Below are 14,450 nucleotides of genomic sequence, written 5' to 3'. Positions count from 1 at the left end.
TCGAACAGGGCTATCTCACGCGGTGGCGGGGGAAAGCGTTTCGCAGACGCCTCGCCTTGCGGTGGTATCCGACTCGGACTCGAGTCCGCGTCGGGCTACCGTCCGTAGCACCAGTACGAAAGCGCGAGGAACCCGAGCAGCGCGCCGCCGACCGTCCCGATACCCCCGCCGTACGGAACCGCGAGCAGCTGTAACGTCATCGCGCCGACCGTCCCCGCCAGCGAGAGGACGAAAAGCAGGGCGAGGCCGAGTTGCCACTGCTGGAAGCTATCGAGCATGGGGCCATCGGTCCGTTGGTTGGCAATGCAACCCAACCGGACAGCTATCTGATAAGCCCTCGGTCGAACTACTCGGCGCGCTATCGAACAGTCGAGCGCGTCGTGGCCTCACTCCCAGGGAACCGACCGCTCCTGAATCTCGCCGGCCAGCGACGTACCCATCGCCTCCTCGACGTCATCGCTGTGCTCGAGGGCCCACATCAGTTTCACCTTCGCCGTTCCCGGTAGCGTGTCGCCGGCCTCGACGACGCCGGCCTCGAGCAGGTCTCGACCCGTGTCGTAGACGCGGTCGCAGACCCGCCCCTCGAGACATTGACTCGTCATGACGGTCGTCGTCCCGTTTTCGATCAGTTCCTCGATGCGGGGGATCAGATCGGTGTGGACGTGGCCGAGCCCGGTCCCCTCGATGATCAGCCCCTCGCTGCCCTCGACGACGTCGAGGAATTCGGGGTCCATCCCGGGGGTGAACTTGAGCAGTTCGACGTCGTCCGCGAGGTCCTCGCGGAGCTCGAGGTCGGCCTCGCCGCGCTGCTGGTAGTCGCGGCGGAACTCGATCTCCTCGGTGTCGTAGTCGACGGTCCCCAGCGGCTCCGCGCCGACGGTCTCGAAGGCGTCCCGTCGCGAGGTGTGGTTCTTGCGGACGCGCGTGCCGCGGTGGAGCGCGCAGACGTCGTCCGATTCGGAGGCGTGCATGCAGACCAGCACCTCGGCGCAGTCGCTCTTGGCGGCCTCGACGGCCGAGACGGCGTTCATCACGTTATCGGAGGACGGCCGGTCCGCCGAGCGCTGGGAGCCGGTGAAGACGATCGGCACGGGCGTCTCGAGCATGAACGAGAGCGCCGACGCGGAGTACTGCATCGTGTCGGTGCCGTGCATGACGACGACGCCGTCGGCGCCGGCCTCGATCTCTTCGTACACGGCGCGGGCGAGGTCCTGCCACAGCGGCGGCTCCATGTTCTCGGAAAGGATGTTGGCGACGACGCGGCCACGGTAGTTCGCGCGACCGGCGAGGTCGGGGACCGCGCGCAGGACGTCCTCGGCGTCGAACTGCGCCGTCACCGCGCCCGTGCGGTAGTCGACCGTCGAGGCGATCGTTCCGCCCGTCGAGAGCAGCGAGATCGTCGGCAGGTCGTCGTCGAACTCGATCTCGGAGTCGGCGCCCTCGTCGCTGGCGTCGTCATCTTCCGGCCCCGTCGCGTCGGTGCCGTCGATCTCGTAGACGTCCTCCTCGAGCGTCTCGATCTCGGCTTCCGCTCGGTCGACGCCGACGTTGTAGCCGCCCTCGAGTTTCACTACGAGGTGGTCGTCCGTACTCGAGGGGAGCAACACGCCTTCGTACGTGCGATCCGCACGGTCGACGCGAACGCGATCGCCTGGATTCATGCGTGGGCGTTGCGCGGCGGCGGACTTGAAGGCACGCTTTCCGGGCTCGATCCGTCGTGGTCTCGTCGTCGAGGTCTGGTTTCGGGTTCGGCCTCAGGTAAACAGTCCGACCAGAACCAGTCCCAGTCCGGTCAACAGGAGCACGCCCGCGATCATCGCGGTCAGCAACTGTAGCGTCGATTCGGCGTCCTCGGGAACGTCGAGTCGCGGATAGAGCCGTCGGCCGGCTATCAGCACCCCGATCCCCAGGGCGAGCGCACTGACGCCGAACGCGACCAGCTCGGTGCTCATCCATCGGTGGTACCGCGGCCAGCGTGAAAAGGGAGGGCCCCGCGACTCGAGGGTCGAGAACGGCCGTTGCCGGCCCGACCAGCGGAGCCGATCGCTCGTTTCAGGCGACGTACGCGCCCGCAGCGGCCCGCAGGAAGACGGCGCCGATCGCGAGTCCACAGAGCGCGATCCCCAGCCCGAGCAGCCGGGCCAGATCGCTCATCAGCTCCGGGTACTCCGGCTGGGGTTCCAAGTTCGCGACGAGAACGTAACAGAAGACGCCGCCGCCGGCCGCGATGAGGCCGACCGTCGCGGGCGCGAGCCAGCTCATACCCCCGGTGGGCGGCCCGCGGTCGTATATCCTGTGGCCGATGGGAAAGACCCATGCTGTCGACTGCCCAAGGAGATCGCATGAGCGACCGCTCGGACGAGGTCACCGAGAGCCGGGACACCGACGACCTCTTAGAGGAGACCGAGAGCCTGCTCTCGGGGTCGGACGTCGAGGCCGATTCCGGGACCGGAGCGGCGTCGACGCCGGAAGACCGGCCGGGAGCGGGCGGGGACGTCGGGGCGATCGACGACCCGCTCGGATCCGGCACGCTGCAGTCGTCCGACGAGCCCGCGCCGTCGACGGCCGCGCCCGCGGAGTCGTCGCGCTCGCGGCTCGGACGGTTGCGCGACCGACTCACGCCGGGGCGCTCGCCCGGCGACTACTTCTCGCCGCGGGCGTTCCTCGAGCTGGTGCTCCTCGTCGGCGCCGGGCTGGTCGGCGGCGGAATGATGCTCCCGTTCGCCGGCCGAATGCTCGGCATGCTCGGCGTCGCCTTCGCCGTCGGCCTGCTCACCTCGAAACGGCGCTACCTCGAGATGGGCGCCGCCGGGACCGCCGTCGGCGGCGTGTCGGCCGTCCTCAGCAACGCCGTCCTCGCGATCGCCGGCTCCACGCAGGCCGTCCTCGCCGTCGGCGTCACGATCGGGCTGGTCGGCTGTCTGCTCGGCTACTACTTCGGACGCGATCTGCGAAACGGGCTCACCCAGGATATCGAATAATTGCGTCCGGCGGTCTAACCCGTCGTCAGCTCCCAGCCGCGTTCGGTGCGGCGGACGACCCCTTCGTCGGCCATCGACTCGAGGAGGTCGGCGACGACCTCGCGGGGCGCGTCGACGTCCTCGCTGAGTTCCCCGACGGATTTCGGTTCCGTTCGGATGCTCGCCAGTAGATCGGCGTAGATTCGGCTCTCGGGACCGGTGCCGACGGTCTCGGAGATCCGATCGAGGACGTCGCAGAGTCGCCCCTGCACCCACCGCTGGGCGAGCGAGAGCTCGTTCTCGAGCTGTTCTAAGTCCTCGAGGGCCCGCAGGAGGTCGTCGAGTTCGTCGGCGTCCTCCCAGGCGACGTCCAACGAGAGGTGGCGACAGGTCGTCAAGTCGAAGCTACTGCTGGCGGGATAGGCGCTCTTGCTCGCGAAGCCGTACGGCGAGACGTTCACCTCGAGGCGGACGTTGCGCGCGATATGAAAGTACTTCCGGCGCTGGTCGTCGACTCGGCTCTCGATCAGTCCCGCCTCCTCGAGTTTGCGCAAGTGTTCGATGACCGCCTTCGGACTCACGCCGAGGTAATCCGAGATTTCCGTGACGTAACAGGGTTTGCGGGCGAGCAACCGGAGAATACGTCTCCGATTTTCGTTCCCCAGCAAATCCAGTAATGCGGCGGAGTCCATCGAGCGATGATTGGGGGTCGCCGCTGAAAAGCGTGTCTGCTCGGTGCGACGATACCGATCGGATCCGTCCCCGCGCGGAACTGTGTCCCGTGTTCCCGGTCGCTACGCCGACTCCATCCCCGCGTCAGCGTCGCTTCCCGCTTCGTCGTTCGGCGGATCGGCGTCCGTATCCGAGCCGGCGTCTCCGGACCGGTCGGCCGGCGTGCCGCTCTCGCCCGGCGATCCGGGATCGGAATCCGAGCCGTCGGCCGCGTCGTCGGCCGGGCCGCGCTCGGTTTCGTCCGGCGCCTGCCCGTTACCGTGGCCCTGCCCGTTATCAGGCGTCTCGGCGTCGCGCTCGGCTGGCGGGCCGTTGCCGGGTCGGTCATCGGATCGCCCGTTCCCGGGGCGATCCTCGGGTGTTCCCCGCCCCGGGACGGTGTCGGGGCCGCCGAGTTGGCGGACGGTTTCCGCTACTTCGGGACCGTTGAGATTCTCGGCGTCGGTACGGAGTTCGTCGAGACGAGCGGCGTCGGCGCCGGTCTCGTTTGCCCGCTGTCGGGTCCGCTCGATCTCGCGCTCGAGGGAGCGGATTTCGACGCTGAACTTCGCCATCCGCGCCTGGTACGCTCCGCGATCGAGTTCGTCCTGGCGCTCGCGCAGTTCCTCGCGTTCGGCCTCGAGCGTCTCGAGGCGTTCGCCGAGGTCGTCCGTCCGATCGAGGACGAGCGCTTCGCGGCTCTCGTTGTCGGCCGCCTCGTACTGCTTGGTGAACAGTTCGGCGTCGACCGTGTTCTCGGTGTCGGCCGCATTGGATTGCATGTGCGTCGAAACCGAGGCGGTGCTGTTCGACTCGGCCCCGGTCTCGTCGGCGGCGAAGGAGGGGACGACGGCGCCGCTTGCGATCGGGGCGATCGTGAGCCCGAGGAGGGCGACCAGTGCGAAGAGCGCAACCGACCGGGAGGTCATCACTGCCTCCGTTCGAACGAATGTCCTAAAAAGACAGACCTTCGTTCGAACCGTTCAATCCCGTCCGTGACCGGCGGAGCAACGGCTCGAACGTTTACGCCCGACAGAAACGCTCTTAACACAGTTCAACTACCGTTTGAACTGCGTGAACTGTTGATTCCGGGCGGCGGACCCGAATCGCCGCCCGTCGGCGGGGAGTCAGACGAGCGCCGTGTTATCTCGCCGCGCGAGGATCGTTTTGCGTTCCGTAACCGAAACGGTTCCCGACGCTCACAACAGTTGATAGTTGTGCATTCAATGGAAAACATCTCTTACCGCGTACCGTCTGTTCACCTGCGGACGGGGCTGAGTTTGTATTCTTCACTGAAAGTCCGACGACTTAAATCTATCCGAAAATAGTTATATTCCGCCGGCCCTTGTGTATTAGTACCATGTTCGAGGTGTTTTCGCGGAGCTACTATCTCGGACGACTCTACGTGACCCCGACCGACGGGGACCGCGCACTCATGCACAGCGAGCAACACGAGCGGATCAACGAGGAGGTGTACGCGACCGGCGACGGTCTCGAGCGCCTCGACGCCCCGCTCGTGATGAAACTCGAGTCCAGTCACTTCCCGGTCCACGGCGACGACGCCGTGCCGACGAACACGCTCGCCGTGCCCGAACCGATGCTCGAGGACACCGACGTGCGCAACCCGCCCTCCCTGCGCGAGGTCCTGCTCGCCCGCCGCGAGCGCGCCGAGCAGTTGCTCGCGTGGACTACCGGCTTGCCCGGCTCCGACGCCGGTTCAGGCGACGACTACCCCACTGCCGGAACCTAGAAGTAGCCGCGCTGCCCCCTTCCGTTCGGACCAGATGTTCGACGCGTTACTCGGCCGCGCCTCGCTCAAGGAGCGCATCGACGAACTCGAGGAGAAAAACGAGCGGCTGCGAAACCGGTACGAGGCCGAATCCGAGCGCCGATCGGAGGCGGCCACCGCCCGACAGGACGCCGAGGAGCGGGTCAACCGCCTCGAGGACCGCATCGCCCAGCTCGAGGGCGAACTCGAGCAACTAGCGGGCGACGAGGCCGGCCTCTCCGTTCGCCGTCGCGACCGACTGCGGGGGAGGCGACTCGAGGCGGTCGTCGACCGCCTGACGTCGTTTCGCACCGGTCCGGAGGGCGCGCTGACGGCGATCCTCCGCGAGGACGAGGGCAGCGAGACGCTCGCCGAGGCGTTCGACGTCGACCTCGAGACGCCGCTCGGCGACCGCGCCGCGCTCGTCGACGAGGCCGCCCCGTGCGTGCTCTGTCTCGACGACACCGGGCTGATCGCCGCCGCGCTCGAACCGCCGGCGATGCCCGACCGCGCCCTCGAGGACGACTCGCGGATCGCCTGGGACGACCGCTTTCGCCTCGAGCGCGAGTGGTTCCTGCCGACCGGCCGGTACGCGCTCGCGCTCGTTCGGACCGACCTGTTCGCCCTCGGCACCTACGAGGACGGCGACCGCGTCGACTACCGCGGCTTCGAGAGCGACGTCAAGGGGAACCACTCGAAGGGCGGCTTCTCGCAGGCCCGCTTCGAGCGCATCCGCGACGACCAGATCGACGACCACCTCGAGCGCTGCCGGGAGACGCTGTCCGAGCGCGTCGACGACGGGAACCGATTGTTCCTCGCCGGCCAGCGCGGCGTCGTCGAGACGCTCGCCGAGGACGCGGGCCTCGAGCCGGCCGGGACCGCCGCCGTCGACGCGACCGGCGATCCGAAATCGGCCCTCGAGGACGCCCACCGGTCGTTCTGGACGGCCGAGTTTCGGGCCTTCTGAGGCGTCGCCGTCGTCGGTTTGCCTTTGAGCTGGTTTCGCGTCGACGTTCGAACTGCCGTCGCTCGAGCCGAACCGCGGACATTTTTGGTCGATGCGGACGACTCTTCGAACGAGCTATGTCCGACTTCGAAACCGTCAGCTGCAGCAGCTGTGGTGACGAATTCAAGGCGTATCCGGACGCGAACGCGGCCCAGCGCGGGTTCTGTTCGCCCGCGTGTGCACTCGAGGAGAACTGACAGACGCGACCCCCGATCGCGATCCGGACGTTGCGCTCGAGGGCGAAACTCGAGCGTGTTCGACGTAGTCCTTTTTCGGCCACGTGGGAGTTCGCTCTCGAATAGCGGTGTCTCCGTATCGGTCCGGTTTGGAGCCGAGCCGACGAATCGATTCGTCTCCTCATGCCGGCAACGAGGAATTGTCACTCCCTCCCCGGCCGATTCGCTCGCGTAGCTTCGACCTGCGCCACGCTCTCCGTTCGGCGCGGGACGGCGCGCGCCACCGCACGTCCTTGGACCGATTCGCTCGAGCGATCGAAATCGACCGCTTAAGTACTCCCTCGGCAATGGTCCGGTATGCGCGTTGCAATTCTCGCTCACGAGAAGTTTCCCGACCGAGCCAAGACCGCCCTCGGCGTCCTCCGGTACGCCGACTACGAGGCCGCGGCCGTCCTCGACCGCGAGTCGGCCGGCCGCCGCGTGAACGATTTCGTTCCGGACGTCCAGGACGCACCGATCGTCGACGGGATGGCCGACCTCGAGGCCGACGCCGTCGACGCCCTGCTGATCGGCATCTCCCCCATCGGCGGCGGCTTCGACGAGAGCTGGCGCGACGACGTCCGGACGGCCCTCGAGTACGGCTGCGACGTCGTCTCGGGACTGCACTACTTCCTCGCCGAGGACGAGGAGTTCGCCAGTCTCGCGGCCGAGAACGACTGCGAACTGCGGGACGTCCGCAAGCCGCCCGAAGACCTGACCGTCGCCGAAGGCGTCGCCGGCGAGGTCGACGCCGAGGTCGTCCTCACCGTCGGCACCGACTGTTCGACCGGCAAGATGACGACGACGATGGAACTCGCGCGGGCGGCCGAAGAAGCCGGCCACGACGCCGCCGTGATCCCGACCGGCCAGACGGGGATCATGATCGAGGGCTGGGGGAACCCGATCGACCGCGTCGTCAGCGATTTCACCGCGGGCGCGGTCGAGGAGATGATCGTAGAGAAGGGCGACGACCACGACTACCTCTTCGTCGAGGGCCAGGGCTGCATCGTCCACCCGGCGTACTCGGCGGTCACCTGCGGGATCCTCCACGGGTCGATGCCCGACAAACTCGTCCTCTGTCACAACGCCGGCCAGGAGGCGATCCACGGCTACGAATCGTTCGCGCTCCCCGACCGGCAGACGTACGTGGACCTCTACGAGTCGCTGGCGGCCCCCGTTTCGGGCGGCGAAATCGTCGCGGGCGCGCTGAACACCAGCGACCTCGAGACCGACGCCGACGCGCGCGAGGCCGTCGACGAGTACGCGACCGAGATCGACGCGCCCGCGACCGACGTGATTCGCTTCGGGGCCGACGACGTCCTCGAGGCCATCGTCGAGTGATCGCCGATGGCTCTCGAGACTAGTTTCGAACGCCGCTCGCTCCCCCTCGAGTACCCGTTCGGGATCGCCCGCGGGACGACGACCGAGACCGACGTCGTCACGGTTCGCGTCGAGGACGACGACGCCGTCGGCGTCGGCGGCGCCGCGCCGTCGAGCCACTACGGCGAGACCGTCGAGACGGTGACGGCCGTCCTGCCGGACCTGCTCGCGACCGTCGAGGAAACGGGCGATCCCCACCAGATCGAGCGTATCGAACGCGAAATGCGCGAGACCGTTCGTCGGAATCCGGCCGCCCGCTGTGCGGTTAGCATCGCGCTCCACGACCTCGCCGCAAAGCGGTTCGACGTGCCGCTCTACCGCTACTGGGGGCTCGATCCGGCGGCCTCGCTCGAGACCTCCTACACCATCGGGCTCGACGACACGGAGACCATGCGCGAGAAGACCGAGACCGCCCTCGAGCGCGGCTACGGCACGCTGAAGGTCAAACTCGGGACGGATCGGGACCTCGAGATCGTCGAGACGATTCGGTCGGTCGCGCCCGACGTCCGCCTGTTCGTCGACGCCAACGAGGCCTGGGAGCCGAAGGAAGCCGTCCGGAAGATCGAGCGACTGGCCGCGCACGACCTCGCGTTCGTCGAACAGCCGGTCCCCGCCGAGAACCCCGCGGGGCTTCGATACGTCTACGAGCGCTCGCCGCTGCCGATCGCCGCCGACGAGTCCTGCGTGACCCTTGAGGACATTCCACAGATTGCAGACCGCTGTGACATCGCGAACCTGAAGCTCATGAAGTGCGGCGGCCTGCTCGAGGCGAAACGGATGATCCACGCCGCCCGCGCTCACGGCCTCGAGGTCATGCTGGGCTGTATGACCGAGTCGAACGCCTCGATCGCGGCAGCCTGTCACCTCGCGCCGCTGCTCGACTACGCCGATCTGGACGGCTCGCTGCTGCTCGCCGACGACCCCTACGACGGCGTCCCGATGCCCGGCGGTCGGATCGATCTGGCGGGCCTCGAGCGGCCGGGGACGGGCGCGGTTCGCGAGTAGTCGTCCGGTCGGTTGATCGATCACGCGCGCCGACTGTCACGCCGGTCGGCAACGGGGGTTTACAACGGTCGTCGGTGGAGAACTGCTGGTATGTACGACGGTGACGATAACGTGACCGTCTCTCGGCGAACGCTCTTGCGAGCGTCGGCGGGGACGGCCGCGTTTTCGACGATCGGTGTCGGGTCGGCGGGAGCGAGCGGGAGCGACGCCGCGGGGACGCCGTGGTTCGACGACCGCTGTCCCGACGCGACCCTCGAGCCGAACATGGGCCACTGCGTCGAGGACGGGATGGAGGGCTGTGCGGACGACCACCCGACGACGGTCGAACTCCGATCGGGGGTGCAAGCGGCCCTCGAGGAGCACTACCCCGACGTCGGCGCGCTCGTCGACGCGGGATACCAGCCCTACTTCGACGCGCTCGAGCGGGAGGACGACAGCTACTCCCACTGGATCAACCCGGAGTACGTCGGGGACGACGCGGTGCTCGACCCCGAGCGACCCGAGTCGGTGCTGGTCGACGACGAGTCCTGGCGATCGATCGGCGTGATGTTCGTCGCGACGCGGAACGGCGAGGAGATCGATCCGCCGGCGGTCTACGGCGGCGAAGCGAGCGACGCCGAACCGGCGGACGACGCACCCATCGGCGCCACCGCGGATCCGGAGACGCCCTGTTCCCCCTGGCACTATCACTCCGGCCTCCCCGGACGGTTCGCGTGGTGGTACTACAAGCAGGCCTACGAACGCGACTTCGACGACGGGGATATCGACCTCCCCTGTCGGACGCCCTGCATGCTCCACGTCTGGGCGATCGACCACCCGGAAAGCGTCTACGCCCACGACGCGCCGCCGGCGGAGTCCCGCGAGCAGGAGCCGGCCGCCGAAGCCGGCTTCGAGACCGACGCCGAACCCGGGACCGACGAACTCGGCTGGGACGTGCTGCCCGACGACCTGCAACCGGAACAGCGGCCCGAGGATCTCGCGGCGCTGGTTCCAGGGTTATAGTATCGCGTTGGCGCGTCTACGCCGTCACTGACGGGGCTGATCTCACGACGCGCTCGCGGCCAGCCGCCGAAACGGGCGCCCGACTCGCCGCGGGAGCCAACCCAGAAACCGGACGACGGGAGTCAGTCGTCCCCATCGGGGCGGAATCGCGCGATATCGGTCCCCGACCCGTTCGACGCGGCCCTTGTGGGCCAAGTACTCGAGCGTGCTCTCGACGCGCGATTCGGTGAGATCGACCTCGGTAGCGAGCGCCGCGACCGTTCGGGGACCGGAAGCGTCTCGGAGCGCCTGAGACACCACGTGCATCGTCTGAATGCGGAGCATCGTCTCGCCGGCGTCGTCCTCGAGATCGGTCACGTACTCGTGGCGCGTTCGAGCCGGCCCGTATCGAACGGTCATCGCGCCGTCGAGGACGAACCAGAGGCCGGCGAGCACCATGACCGCTCCGAGCGACGCGCTCGAGAGGAACGCCAGACAGCCGCCTGCGGCGGCGAGTCCGGTTCCGTAGATGAGCCAGTTCGTCCCGGCTGGGAGGTCGTAGATGTCGTCCGCGATCTCGTGGACCATCGTGGACGCGAAGACGACGAACACCGGGGCGATCTCTCTGAGCGCCATTCCGCTGAGTCCGACGAATACAGCGAGTACGACGACAGTACCGACGATCGATCGGAGGGGCTTGCTCTCGCGGAGCGACGCGAGTCGGGGGCACATAGACGGTCGAACTGACGGTTCGTCTCCATATATCTGTTACGAGTGCGAAATTTCAACGGTCGCATCGCTCCTCGGAAAGGCGAGTGCTCGGTTCGGACTCACTCGGCGCGGTCGGTCAGCCAGTTCCACGACTCGAGCGCGCCGACGATCCGATCGACCGCGTCACCGACGCTCGCCTCGTCGGTATCGATCTCGAGGGCGTCCTCGGGCGCGTCGAACTCCCGGTAGACCACGTGGACGCCCTGCTCCTCGATCGGCTCTGCACGGGTCCGATTGCGCTCGAGGCAGGTCTCGAGGCTCGCGGTAACGGTGACGAAGCGGATCTCCTCGCGGAAGCCGAGCGTCCGGAACTGCGTCTGCCACTCGCGCTCGTAGAAGGTGCCGTCGACGATCGTGATCGCCTCGCGGGGATCGTCGCGGGCCCGCTCGAACAGCTGCTCGTAGGTGCGTCTCGAGAAGTCGTCGGAGTGGTGGATTCGGACGGGGACGGGGTCGTCGCGGGCCTCGAGGCGCCGGCGGAGGCGCCCGGCGATGGTGGTCTTGCCGGCTCCCGGCGGCCCGCAGATGACGAGGATCACCTCTCGATCACGGGTGACGGTACGGATCGAATCCCCTAACAGTCGTCGACTCCGCTCTCGCGGAGTCGGGTGACAGATCCCGACCTCAGAGCTTCTCGGCGGTCCGCGCCTGCTCGGTCCGTCGCTCGGCCTGCTCGAGTCTGTTTCGCGCCGCCTTCGAGAGCGGGTCCGGCAGCTCGCCGCTCGCTTCTGAGAGCCGCGTCTCGACCCGCTGGAGGCGCTCGGTGACGGTTTCGAGCCGCTTGTCGGCAGTCTCTCGCTCGCCGGCCCGGGCCTCGTCGGCGGCTCTTCGCGCGGCGTCGACGACGGCCTCGAGGGCGCGCTCGAGGCCGTTGACGGCGTTCTCCGAACTACGGCTATCGTCGTCACCGGTAGCGGTGGCGTCATCGCCGTCCGCGTCCGAATCGCCGTCGCGACCCGCCGCGACCGACGCTCTCGTTTCCGCGGCGATGTCCGCCACGAACGACGAGAGCGAGGCCGTGCCGGTCTCGGGGCGTTCGATGCGGATCGCTGACGCCGCGTCGGGGGACGGGTTGATTCGGTAGGCGCCGATAGCGTCGTCGCTGTCGCGAACCTCGGTCGTGTAGGCGCCGCCGGTGTGAACGTAGACCGCGTCGCCTCCGTCCACCGCCGACTCGTACAGCCGGCCGGCGAAGTCGTCCTCGACGGCCACTGCGGAGAGGTCCGCCTCTCCCGTCTCGTCCCCGATCTCGAGTTTCGTCGCCCGATCGCGGGCGACGAGCGGAATCTCACCGTCGACGCCGGCCGCCGTCGTTCCGTCGTTCGAAACGGTGACGCGTTCGCTGTGCGGCGCGCGACCGGCGCCGTTGACCGTCAGTCGGTGATCGCCGGCCGGGACGTCCTGCAGGACAGCGACGCCGCCGAACGTCGGGACCGCCTCCGGATCGCTCTCCAGCAGCGCGACCGCCTCGACGGCCGTCTCCGTCGTCGTCAGCCCCTCGTCCTCCGGTGCGTCGTCGGCCGTGACCGCCTCCGTGATGCGGCTCGCGACGGTGTTGATCGGCGCCGGTTCGCCGATGGCGTCGTAGCGGTCGGCCAGCGCCGCCCGGTGGTTGGGATCGGTGATGTCCGCGGCCGGGTTCTCGTAGCGGGGCTGGGCCCACGGCGTCTCCGTCGCCGTGATGTGGCCGGCGACGGCGTCCTCGACCGCGTCGGGGACGTCGAACTCGAAACTCAACTGGGGCCCGGTGAACGCCGCGATGTGTTCGATCTCCGCGCTCGGGACGAGGTCGTACTCGATGTCGGCGTCGCCCTCCCGCTCTCGGTGTCGAAAGACCAGTCCCGTCTCGCGGGTCGGTAGACCGGTCGGCGGCGCCGTCAGCGCGTCGTACGTCCGGATCGTCAGGTCGTCGTCGATCAGCGACTCGCGGGTGACCGACGGCAACCGCTCGTGTTCGTAGATCGGGGCGCCCTCGTACTCCGGGACGAGGTAGGGGAGCCGCGAGCCCTCGTCCCGGGGGAGTCCGTACGCGATCGGCAGTTCGACGTCCGCGAGGTCCGCGACGCCGTCGATCGCCGCGTTCGTGATGTCCGCCAGCAAACCGTCGATGGCGACCCGCTGGAAGCTGTCGGGAACGTCGTTGACCGAGAGCGCGCTCGAGTGCGAACCGAGTTCCGAGAGGACGCGCGGGATCATCTCCGGATCCGGGTCCAAAAACTCGTTGTTCGGTGCCTTCCGGGAGTGCGAACTGGCGACGTACAGTTGCGGATCGCCGGTCTCGGTGTCGACGAAGACGTGCAGCACTTCCCAGTCGTGCCAGTGGAAGTTCGTCGTAACTGGTCGAACGCCGAGTAGAACCAGAACTGGACCGCGACGAGCGGCGACCCCTCGTACTCGACCGCGCGGTAGAACACCGTCGGGTCCGGCGGCTCGTCCTCGCCGTACCGCTCGTGGTAGCCGTCGAGAGCGTCGAACCCGTCGACGACGGTCTCCCCGTCGCGCTCGCTGGCGTACGGCCGCGGATCCGTCGGAAACCACGGCTCGTGGACGTCGAAGTACAGCGTCGGGGCGAACTCAATCGCCAGTCCCCTGGCCGCGTCGTCGTCCAACCGACTGGTCTGCCCGTCGCTCTCTCGCGTCAACGCCGAACACCCGGCGACGGTCAGTCCGCCGACGCCGGCGAGCGCGCCGAGGACGGTCCGGCGATCGACGCTGGCCGCGGACTCGTCGGTCACGATCCACCCCGCCCCGTTCGAGAGAACGATGCGGATCTGCGTGCGACTGCTCTCGAGGTCATCATAGCGCTTGATGTCTGCAGTCGGTGTATAAGCCTTCTGTACTGACTACCGCGCTCGCGCCGTGACTCCCGCGAACGCGTCCGGTTTCCGCTTCCCCCATCGATTTACCGATCACGGACGATCGATCACGTATGGGCTACGACACTGCCAGCAAGACCGATCCGGAGTCAGTCATCGACGAGGAGTTGGGCGGCATGTGGTTCCTCAAGGACGAACTCGACAGCGACCACGTCGGCATCTCCGTCCTCGAGCTCGAGCCCGACGGCAAGGGGATGGAACACGACGAGGCCGACCGCGGTCAGGAGGAGATCTACTACGTGGTCAGCGGCACCGCCGAGGTCGAACTGACCGACCGGGACGAGACGGTCACCCTCGAGGAGGACGACGCGATCCGCCTCGACCCCGAGGAGACCCGCCAGATCTTCAACCGCAGCGACGAGCGCGTGAAGCTGGTTCTGGTCGGCGCGCCGCTGTAAGCCGGTCGCACCGTCTCGAGAGCGGCCGCCGTCGACCCGTCGTCAGATGACGTCGTCGGGGTCGTGAACCTCGGCCATCCGCCGGGCCTCGGCGGCGTACTGTTCTCGCAAGTCGGGATCGTCGACCGCGCCGAGATTGTCCGACTCGACGTCGACGGCCGCGGTCGTGTCGCGAACGTCCGTAAACGAGGTGAGCGCGCGCTCCTTCCGGAAGTAGCGCTCGCCGTCGGTCGTCGCGTAGGTGAGGATAATCAGGTTCTGTTCGTCGTCGGAATAGGTTCGCTCGACGAGCCAGACGCGAACCGTATCAGTGGCAGCGCTCGCCATAGCCGGTTCTTCGACGGCGAGATACAAGAAGCCCGGCGCGGCGAGCGCTCCT

The 14,450-nt window shown here is 67.9% G+C and carries 16 protein-coding genes and 1 pseudogene; 7 read left to right on the top strand and 10 right to left on the bottom strand.

Annotation, left to right across the window (positions count from 1 at the left end):
- Positions 1–95 precede the first annotated feature (95 nt).
- The 4 genes from HTZ84_RS14310 to HTZ84_RS14295 form a co-directional block, all read right to left on the bottom strand.
- Positions 96–278: a hypothetical protein gene (locus HTZ84_RS14310; RefSeq protein WP_217468226.1), complete on the bottom strand. Its 183-nt coding sequence runs from the start codon at positions 276–278 to the stop codon at positions 96–98.
- 108 nt (positions 279–386) lie between these two features.
- Positions 387–1,661 carry a Glu-tRNA(Gln) amidotransferase subunit GatD gene (gene gatD, locus HTZ84_RS14305; RefSeq protein WP_174681304.1) on the bottom strand — a complete coding sequence of 425 codons (1,275 nt, stop codon included), beginning with the start codon at positions 1,659–1,661 and terminating at the stop codon, positions 387–389.
- A 93-nt stretch (positions 1,662–1,754) separates the two neighbouring features.
- On the bottom strand, positions 1,755–1,952 hold the full coding sequence (locus HTZ84_RS14300; protein WP_174681303.1) for a hypothetical protein: 198 nt from the start codon (positions 1,950–1,952) through the stop codon (positions 1,755–1,757).
- Between the two features lie 100 nt (positions 1,953–2,052).
- Positions 2,053–2,262: a hypothetical protein gene (locus tag HTZ84_RS14295; RefSeq protein WP_174681302.1), complete on the bottom strand. Its 210-nt coding sequence runs from the start codon at positions 2,260–2,262 to the stop codon at positions 2,053–2,055.
- An 80-nt stretch (positions 2,263–2,342) separates the two neighbouring features.
- On the opposite strand from HTZ84_RS14295, the gene HTZ84_RS14290 reads away from it, so the two are divergent.
- Positions 2,343–2,981, top strand: a complete 639-nt coding sequence (locus HTZ84_RS14290; RefSeq protein ID WP_174681301.1) for a YybS family protein — start codon at positions 2,343–2,345, stop codon at positions 2,979–2,981.
- Positions 2,982–2,995: 14 nt separating this feature from the next.
- Here the strand turns inward: HTZ84_RS14290 and HTZ84_RS14285 are convergent, their stop codons facing one another.
- Both HTZ84_RS14285 and HTZ84_RS14280 read right to left on the bottom strand, forming a co-directional pair.
- A complete protein-coding gene (locus tag HTZ84_RS14285) occupies positions 2,996–3,652 on the bottom strand; it encodes a metalloregulator ArsR/SmtB family transcription factor (protein ID WP_174681300.1) in 657 nt (218 codons plus the stop codon).
- A gap of 102 nt (positions 3,653–3,754) precedes the next feature.
- Entirely contained in the window at positions 3,755–4,600 is an 846-nt protein-coding gene (locus HTZ84_RS14280) for a hypothetical protein (protein WP_174681299.1), read from the bottom strand.
- Positions 4,601–5,031: 431 nt separating this feature from the next.
- On the opposite strand from HTZ84_RS14280, the gene HTZ84_RS14275 reads away from it, so the two are divergent.
- From HTZ84_RS14275 to HTZ84_RS14255, 5 genes are all read left to right on the top strand, one after another.
- Positions 5,032–5,421 (top strand): DUF5802 family protein, encoded by a 390-nt coding sequence (locus tag HTZ84_RS14275; RefSeq protein WP_174681298.1) that lies wholly within the window; start codon positions 5,032–5,034, stop codon positions 5,419–5,421.
- A 34-nt stretch (positions 5,422–5,455) separates the two neighbouring features.
- A complete protein-coding gene (locus HTZ84_RS14270; RefSeq protein WP_174681297.1) occupies positions 5,456–6,406 on the top strand; it encodes a Vms1/Ankzf1 family peptidyl-tRNA hydrolase in 951 nt (316 codons plus the stop codon).
- Positions 6,407–6,978: 572 nt separating this feature from the next.
- Positions 6,979–8,001, top strand: a complete 1,023-nt coding sequence (locus tag HTZ84_RS14265; RefSeq protein ID WP_174681296.1) for a DUF1611 domain-containing protein — start codon at positions 6,979–6,981, stop codon at positions 7,999–8,001.
- 6 nt (positions 8,002–8,007) lie between these two features.
- Positions 8,008–9,045, top strand: coding sequence for a dipeptide epimerase (locus tag HTZ84_RS14260; RefSeq protein WP_174681295.1), 1,038 nt, complete (start codon positions 8,008–8,010; stop codon positions 9,043–9,045).
- A gap of 90 nt (positions 9,046–9,135) precedes the next feature.
- The gene (locus tag HTZ84_RS14255) at positions 9,136–10,047 is read left to right on the top strand and encodes a hypothetical protein (protein WP_174681294.1); all 912 of its coding nucleotides are present in this window, start codon (positions 9,136–9,138) and stop codon (positions 10,045–10,047) included.
- A 42-nt stretch (positions 10,048–10,089) separates the two neighbouring features.
- Here the strand turns inward: HTZ84_RS14255 and HTZ84_RS14250 are convergent, their stop codons facing one another.
- The 3 genes and pseudogenes from HTZ84_RS14250 to HTZ84_RS14240 all read right to left on the bottom strand — a co-directional run bounded on the left by HTZ84_RS14250 (position 10,090) and on the right by HTZ84_RS14240 (position 13,532).
- The gene (locus HTZ84_RS14250) at positions 10,090–10,758 is read right to left on the bottom strand and encodes a helix-turn-helix domain-containing protein (protein WP_174681293.1); all 669 of its coding nucleotides are present in this window, start codon (positions 10,756–10,758) and stop codon (positions 10,090–10,092) included.
- Between the two features lie 98 nt (positions 10,759–10,856).
- Positions 10,857–11,336: an ATP-binding protein gene (locus HTZ84_RS14245; protein ID WP_174681292.1), complete on the bottom strand. Its 480-nt coding sequence runs from the start codon at positions 11,334–11,336 to the stop codon at positions 10,857–10,859.
- A gap of 85 nt (positions 11,337–11,421) precedes the next feature.
- Positions 11,422–13,532 (bottom strand): annotated as a pseudogene (locus tag HTZ84_RS14240) (hypothetical protein).
- A gap of 194 nt (positions 13,533–13,726) precedes the next feature.
- On the opposite strand from HTZ84_RS14240, the gene HTZ84_RS14235 reads away from it, so the two are divergent.
- A complete protein-coding gene (locus HTZ84_RS14235; RefSeq protein WP_174681291.1) occupies positions 13,727–14,071 on the top strand; it encodes a cupin domain-containing protein in 345 nt (114 codons plus the stop codon).
- A 42-nt stretch (positions 14,072–14,113) separates the two neighbouring features.
- Here the strand turns inward: HTZ84_RS14235 and HTZ84_RS14230 are convergent, their stop codons facing one another.
- Positions 14,114–14,398 (bottom strand): hypothetical protein, encoded by a 285-nt coding sequence (locus HTZ84_RS14230; protein ID WP_174681290.1) that lies wholly within the window; start codon positions 14,396–14,398, stop codon positions 14,114–14,116.
- Between the last annotated feature and the right edge of the window lie 52 nt (positions 14,399–14,450).

It is taken from the genome of Haloterrigena gelatinilytica, assembly GCF_013342145.1.
Taxonomy (GTDB): domain Archaea; phylum Halobacteriota; class Halobacteria; order Halobacteriales; family Natrialbaceae; genus Haloterrigena; species Haloterrigena gelatinilytica.
The sequence above is the reverse complement of the archived record's forward strand: the minus strand, read 5'-3'. Positions and strand labels throughout refer to the sequence as shown.

Excerpts from the sequence above, each read along its gene's own strand:
- HTZ84_RS14235 (WP_174681291.1), top strand. The coding sequence starts at position 13,727 with ATGGGCTACGACACTGCCAGCAAGACCGATCCGGAGTCAGTCATCGAC.
- HTZ84_RS14260 (WP_174681295.1), top strand. The coding sequence starts at position 8,008 with ATGGCTCTCGAGACTAGTTTCGAACGCCGCTCGCTCCCCCTCGAGTAC.
- HTZ84_RS14290 (WP_174681301.1), top strand. The coding sequence starts at position 2,343 with ATGAGCGACCGCTCGGACGAGGTCACCGAGAGCCGGGACACCGACGAC.
- HTZ84_RS14280 (WP_174681299.1), bottom strand. The coding sequence starts at position 4,600 with ATGACCTCCCGGTCGGTTGCGCTCTTCGCACTGGTCGCCCTCCTCGGG.
- HTZ84_RS14275 (WP_174681298.1), top strand. The coding sequence starts at position 5,032 with ATGTTCGAGGTGTTTTCGCGGAGCTACTATCTCGGACGACTCTACGTG.
- HTZ84_RS14310 (WP_217468226.1), bottom strand. The coding sequence starts at position 278 with ATGCTCGATAGCTTCCAGCAGTGGCAACTCGGCCTCGCCCTGCTTTTC.
- HTZ84_RS14300 (WP_174681303.1), bottom strand. The coding sequence starts at position 1,952 with ATGAGCACCGAGCTGGTCGCGTTCGGCGTCAGTGCGCTCGCCCTGGGG.
- gatD (WP_174681304.1), bottom strand. The coding sequence starts at position 1,661 with ATGAATCCAGGCGATCGCGTTCGCGTCGACCGTGCGGATCGCACGTAC.
- HTZ84_RS14230 (WP_174681290.1), bottom strand. The coding sequence starts at position 14,398 with ATGGCGAGCGCTGCCACTGATACGGTTCGCGTCTGGCTCGTCGAGCGA.
- HTZ84_RS14270 (WP_174681297.1), top strand. The coding sequence starts at position 5,456 with ATGTTCGACGCGTTACTCGGCCGCGCCTCGCTCAAGGAGCGCATCGAC.
- HTZ84_RS14255 (WP_174681294.1), top strand. The coding sequence starts at position 9,136 with ATGTACGACGGTGACGATAACGTGACCGTCTCTCGGCGAACGCTCTTG.
- HTZ84_RS14265 (WP_174681296.1), top strand. The coding sequence starts at position 6,979 with ATGCGCGTTGCAATTCTCGCTCACGAGAAGTTTCCCGACCGAGCCAAG.
- HTZ84_RS14285 (WP_174681300.1), bottom strand. The coding sequence starts at position 3,652 with ATGGACTCCGCCGCATTACTGGATTTGCTGGGGAACGAAAATCGGAGA.
- HTZ84_RS14295 (WP_174681302.1), bottom strand. The coding sequence starts at position 2,262 with ATGAGCTGGCTCGCGCCCGCGACGGTCGGCCTCATCGCGGCCGGCGGC.
- HTZ84_RS14250 (WP_174681293.1), bottom strand. The coding sequence starts at position 10,758 with ATGTGCCCCCGACTCGCGTCGCTCCGCGAGAGCAAGCCCCTCCGATCG.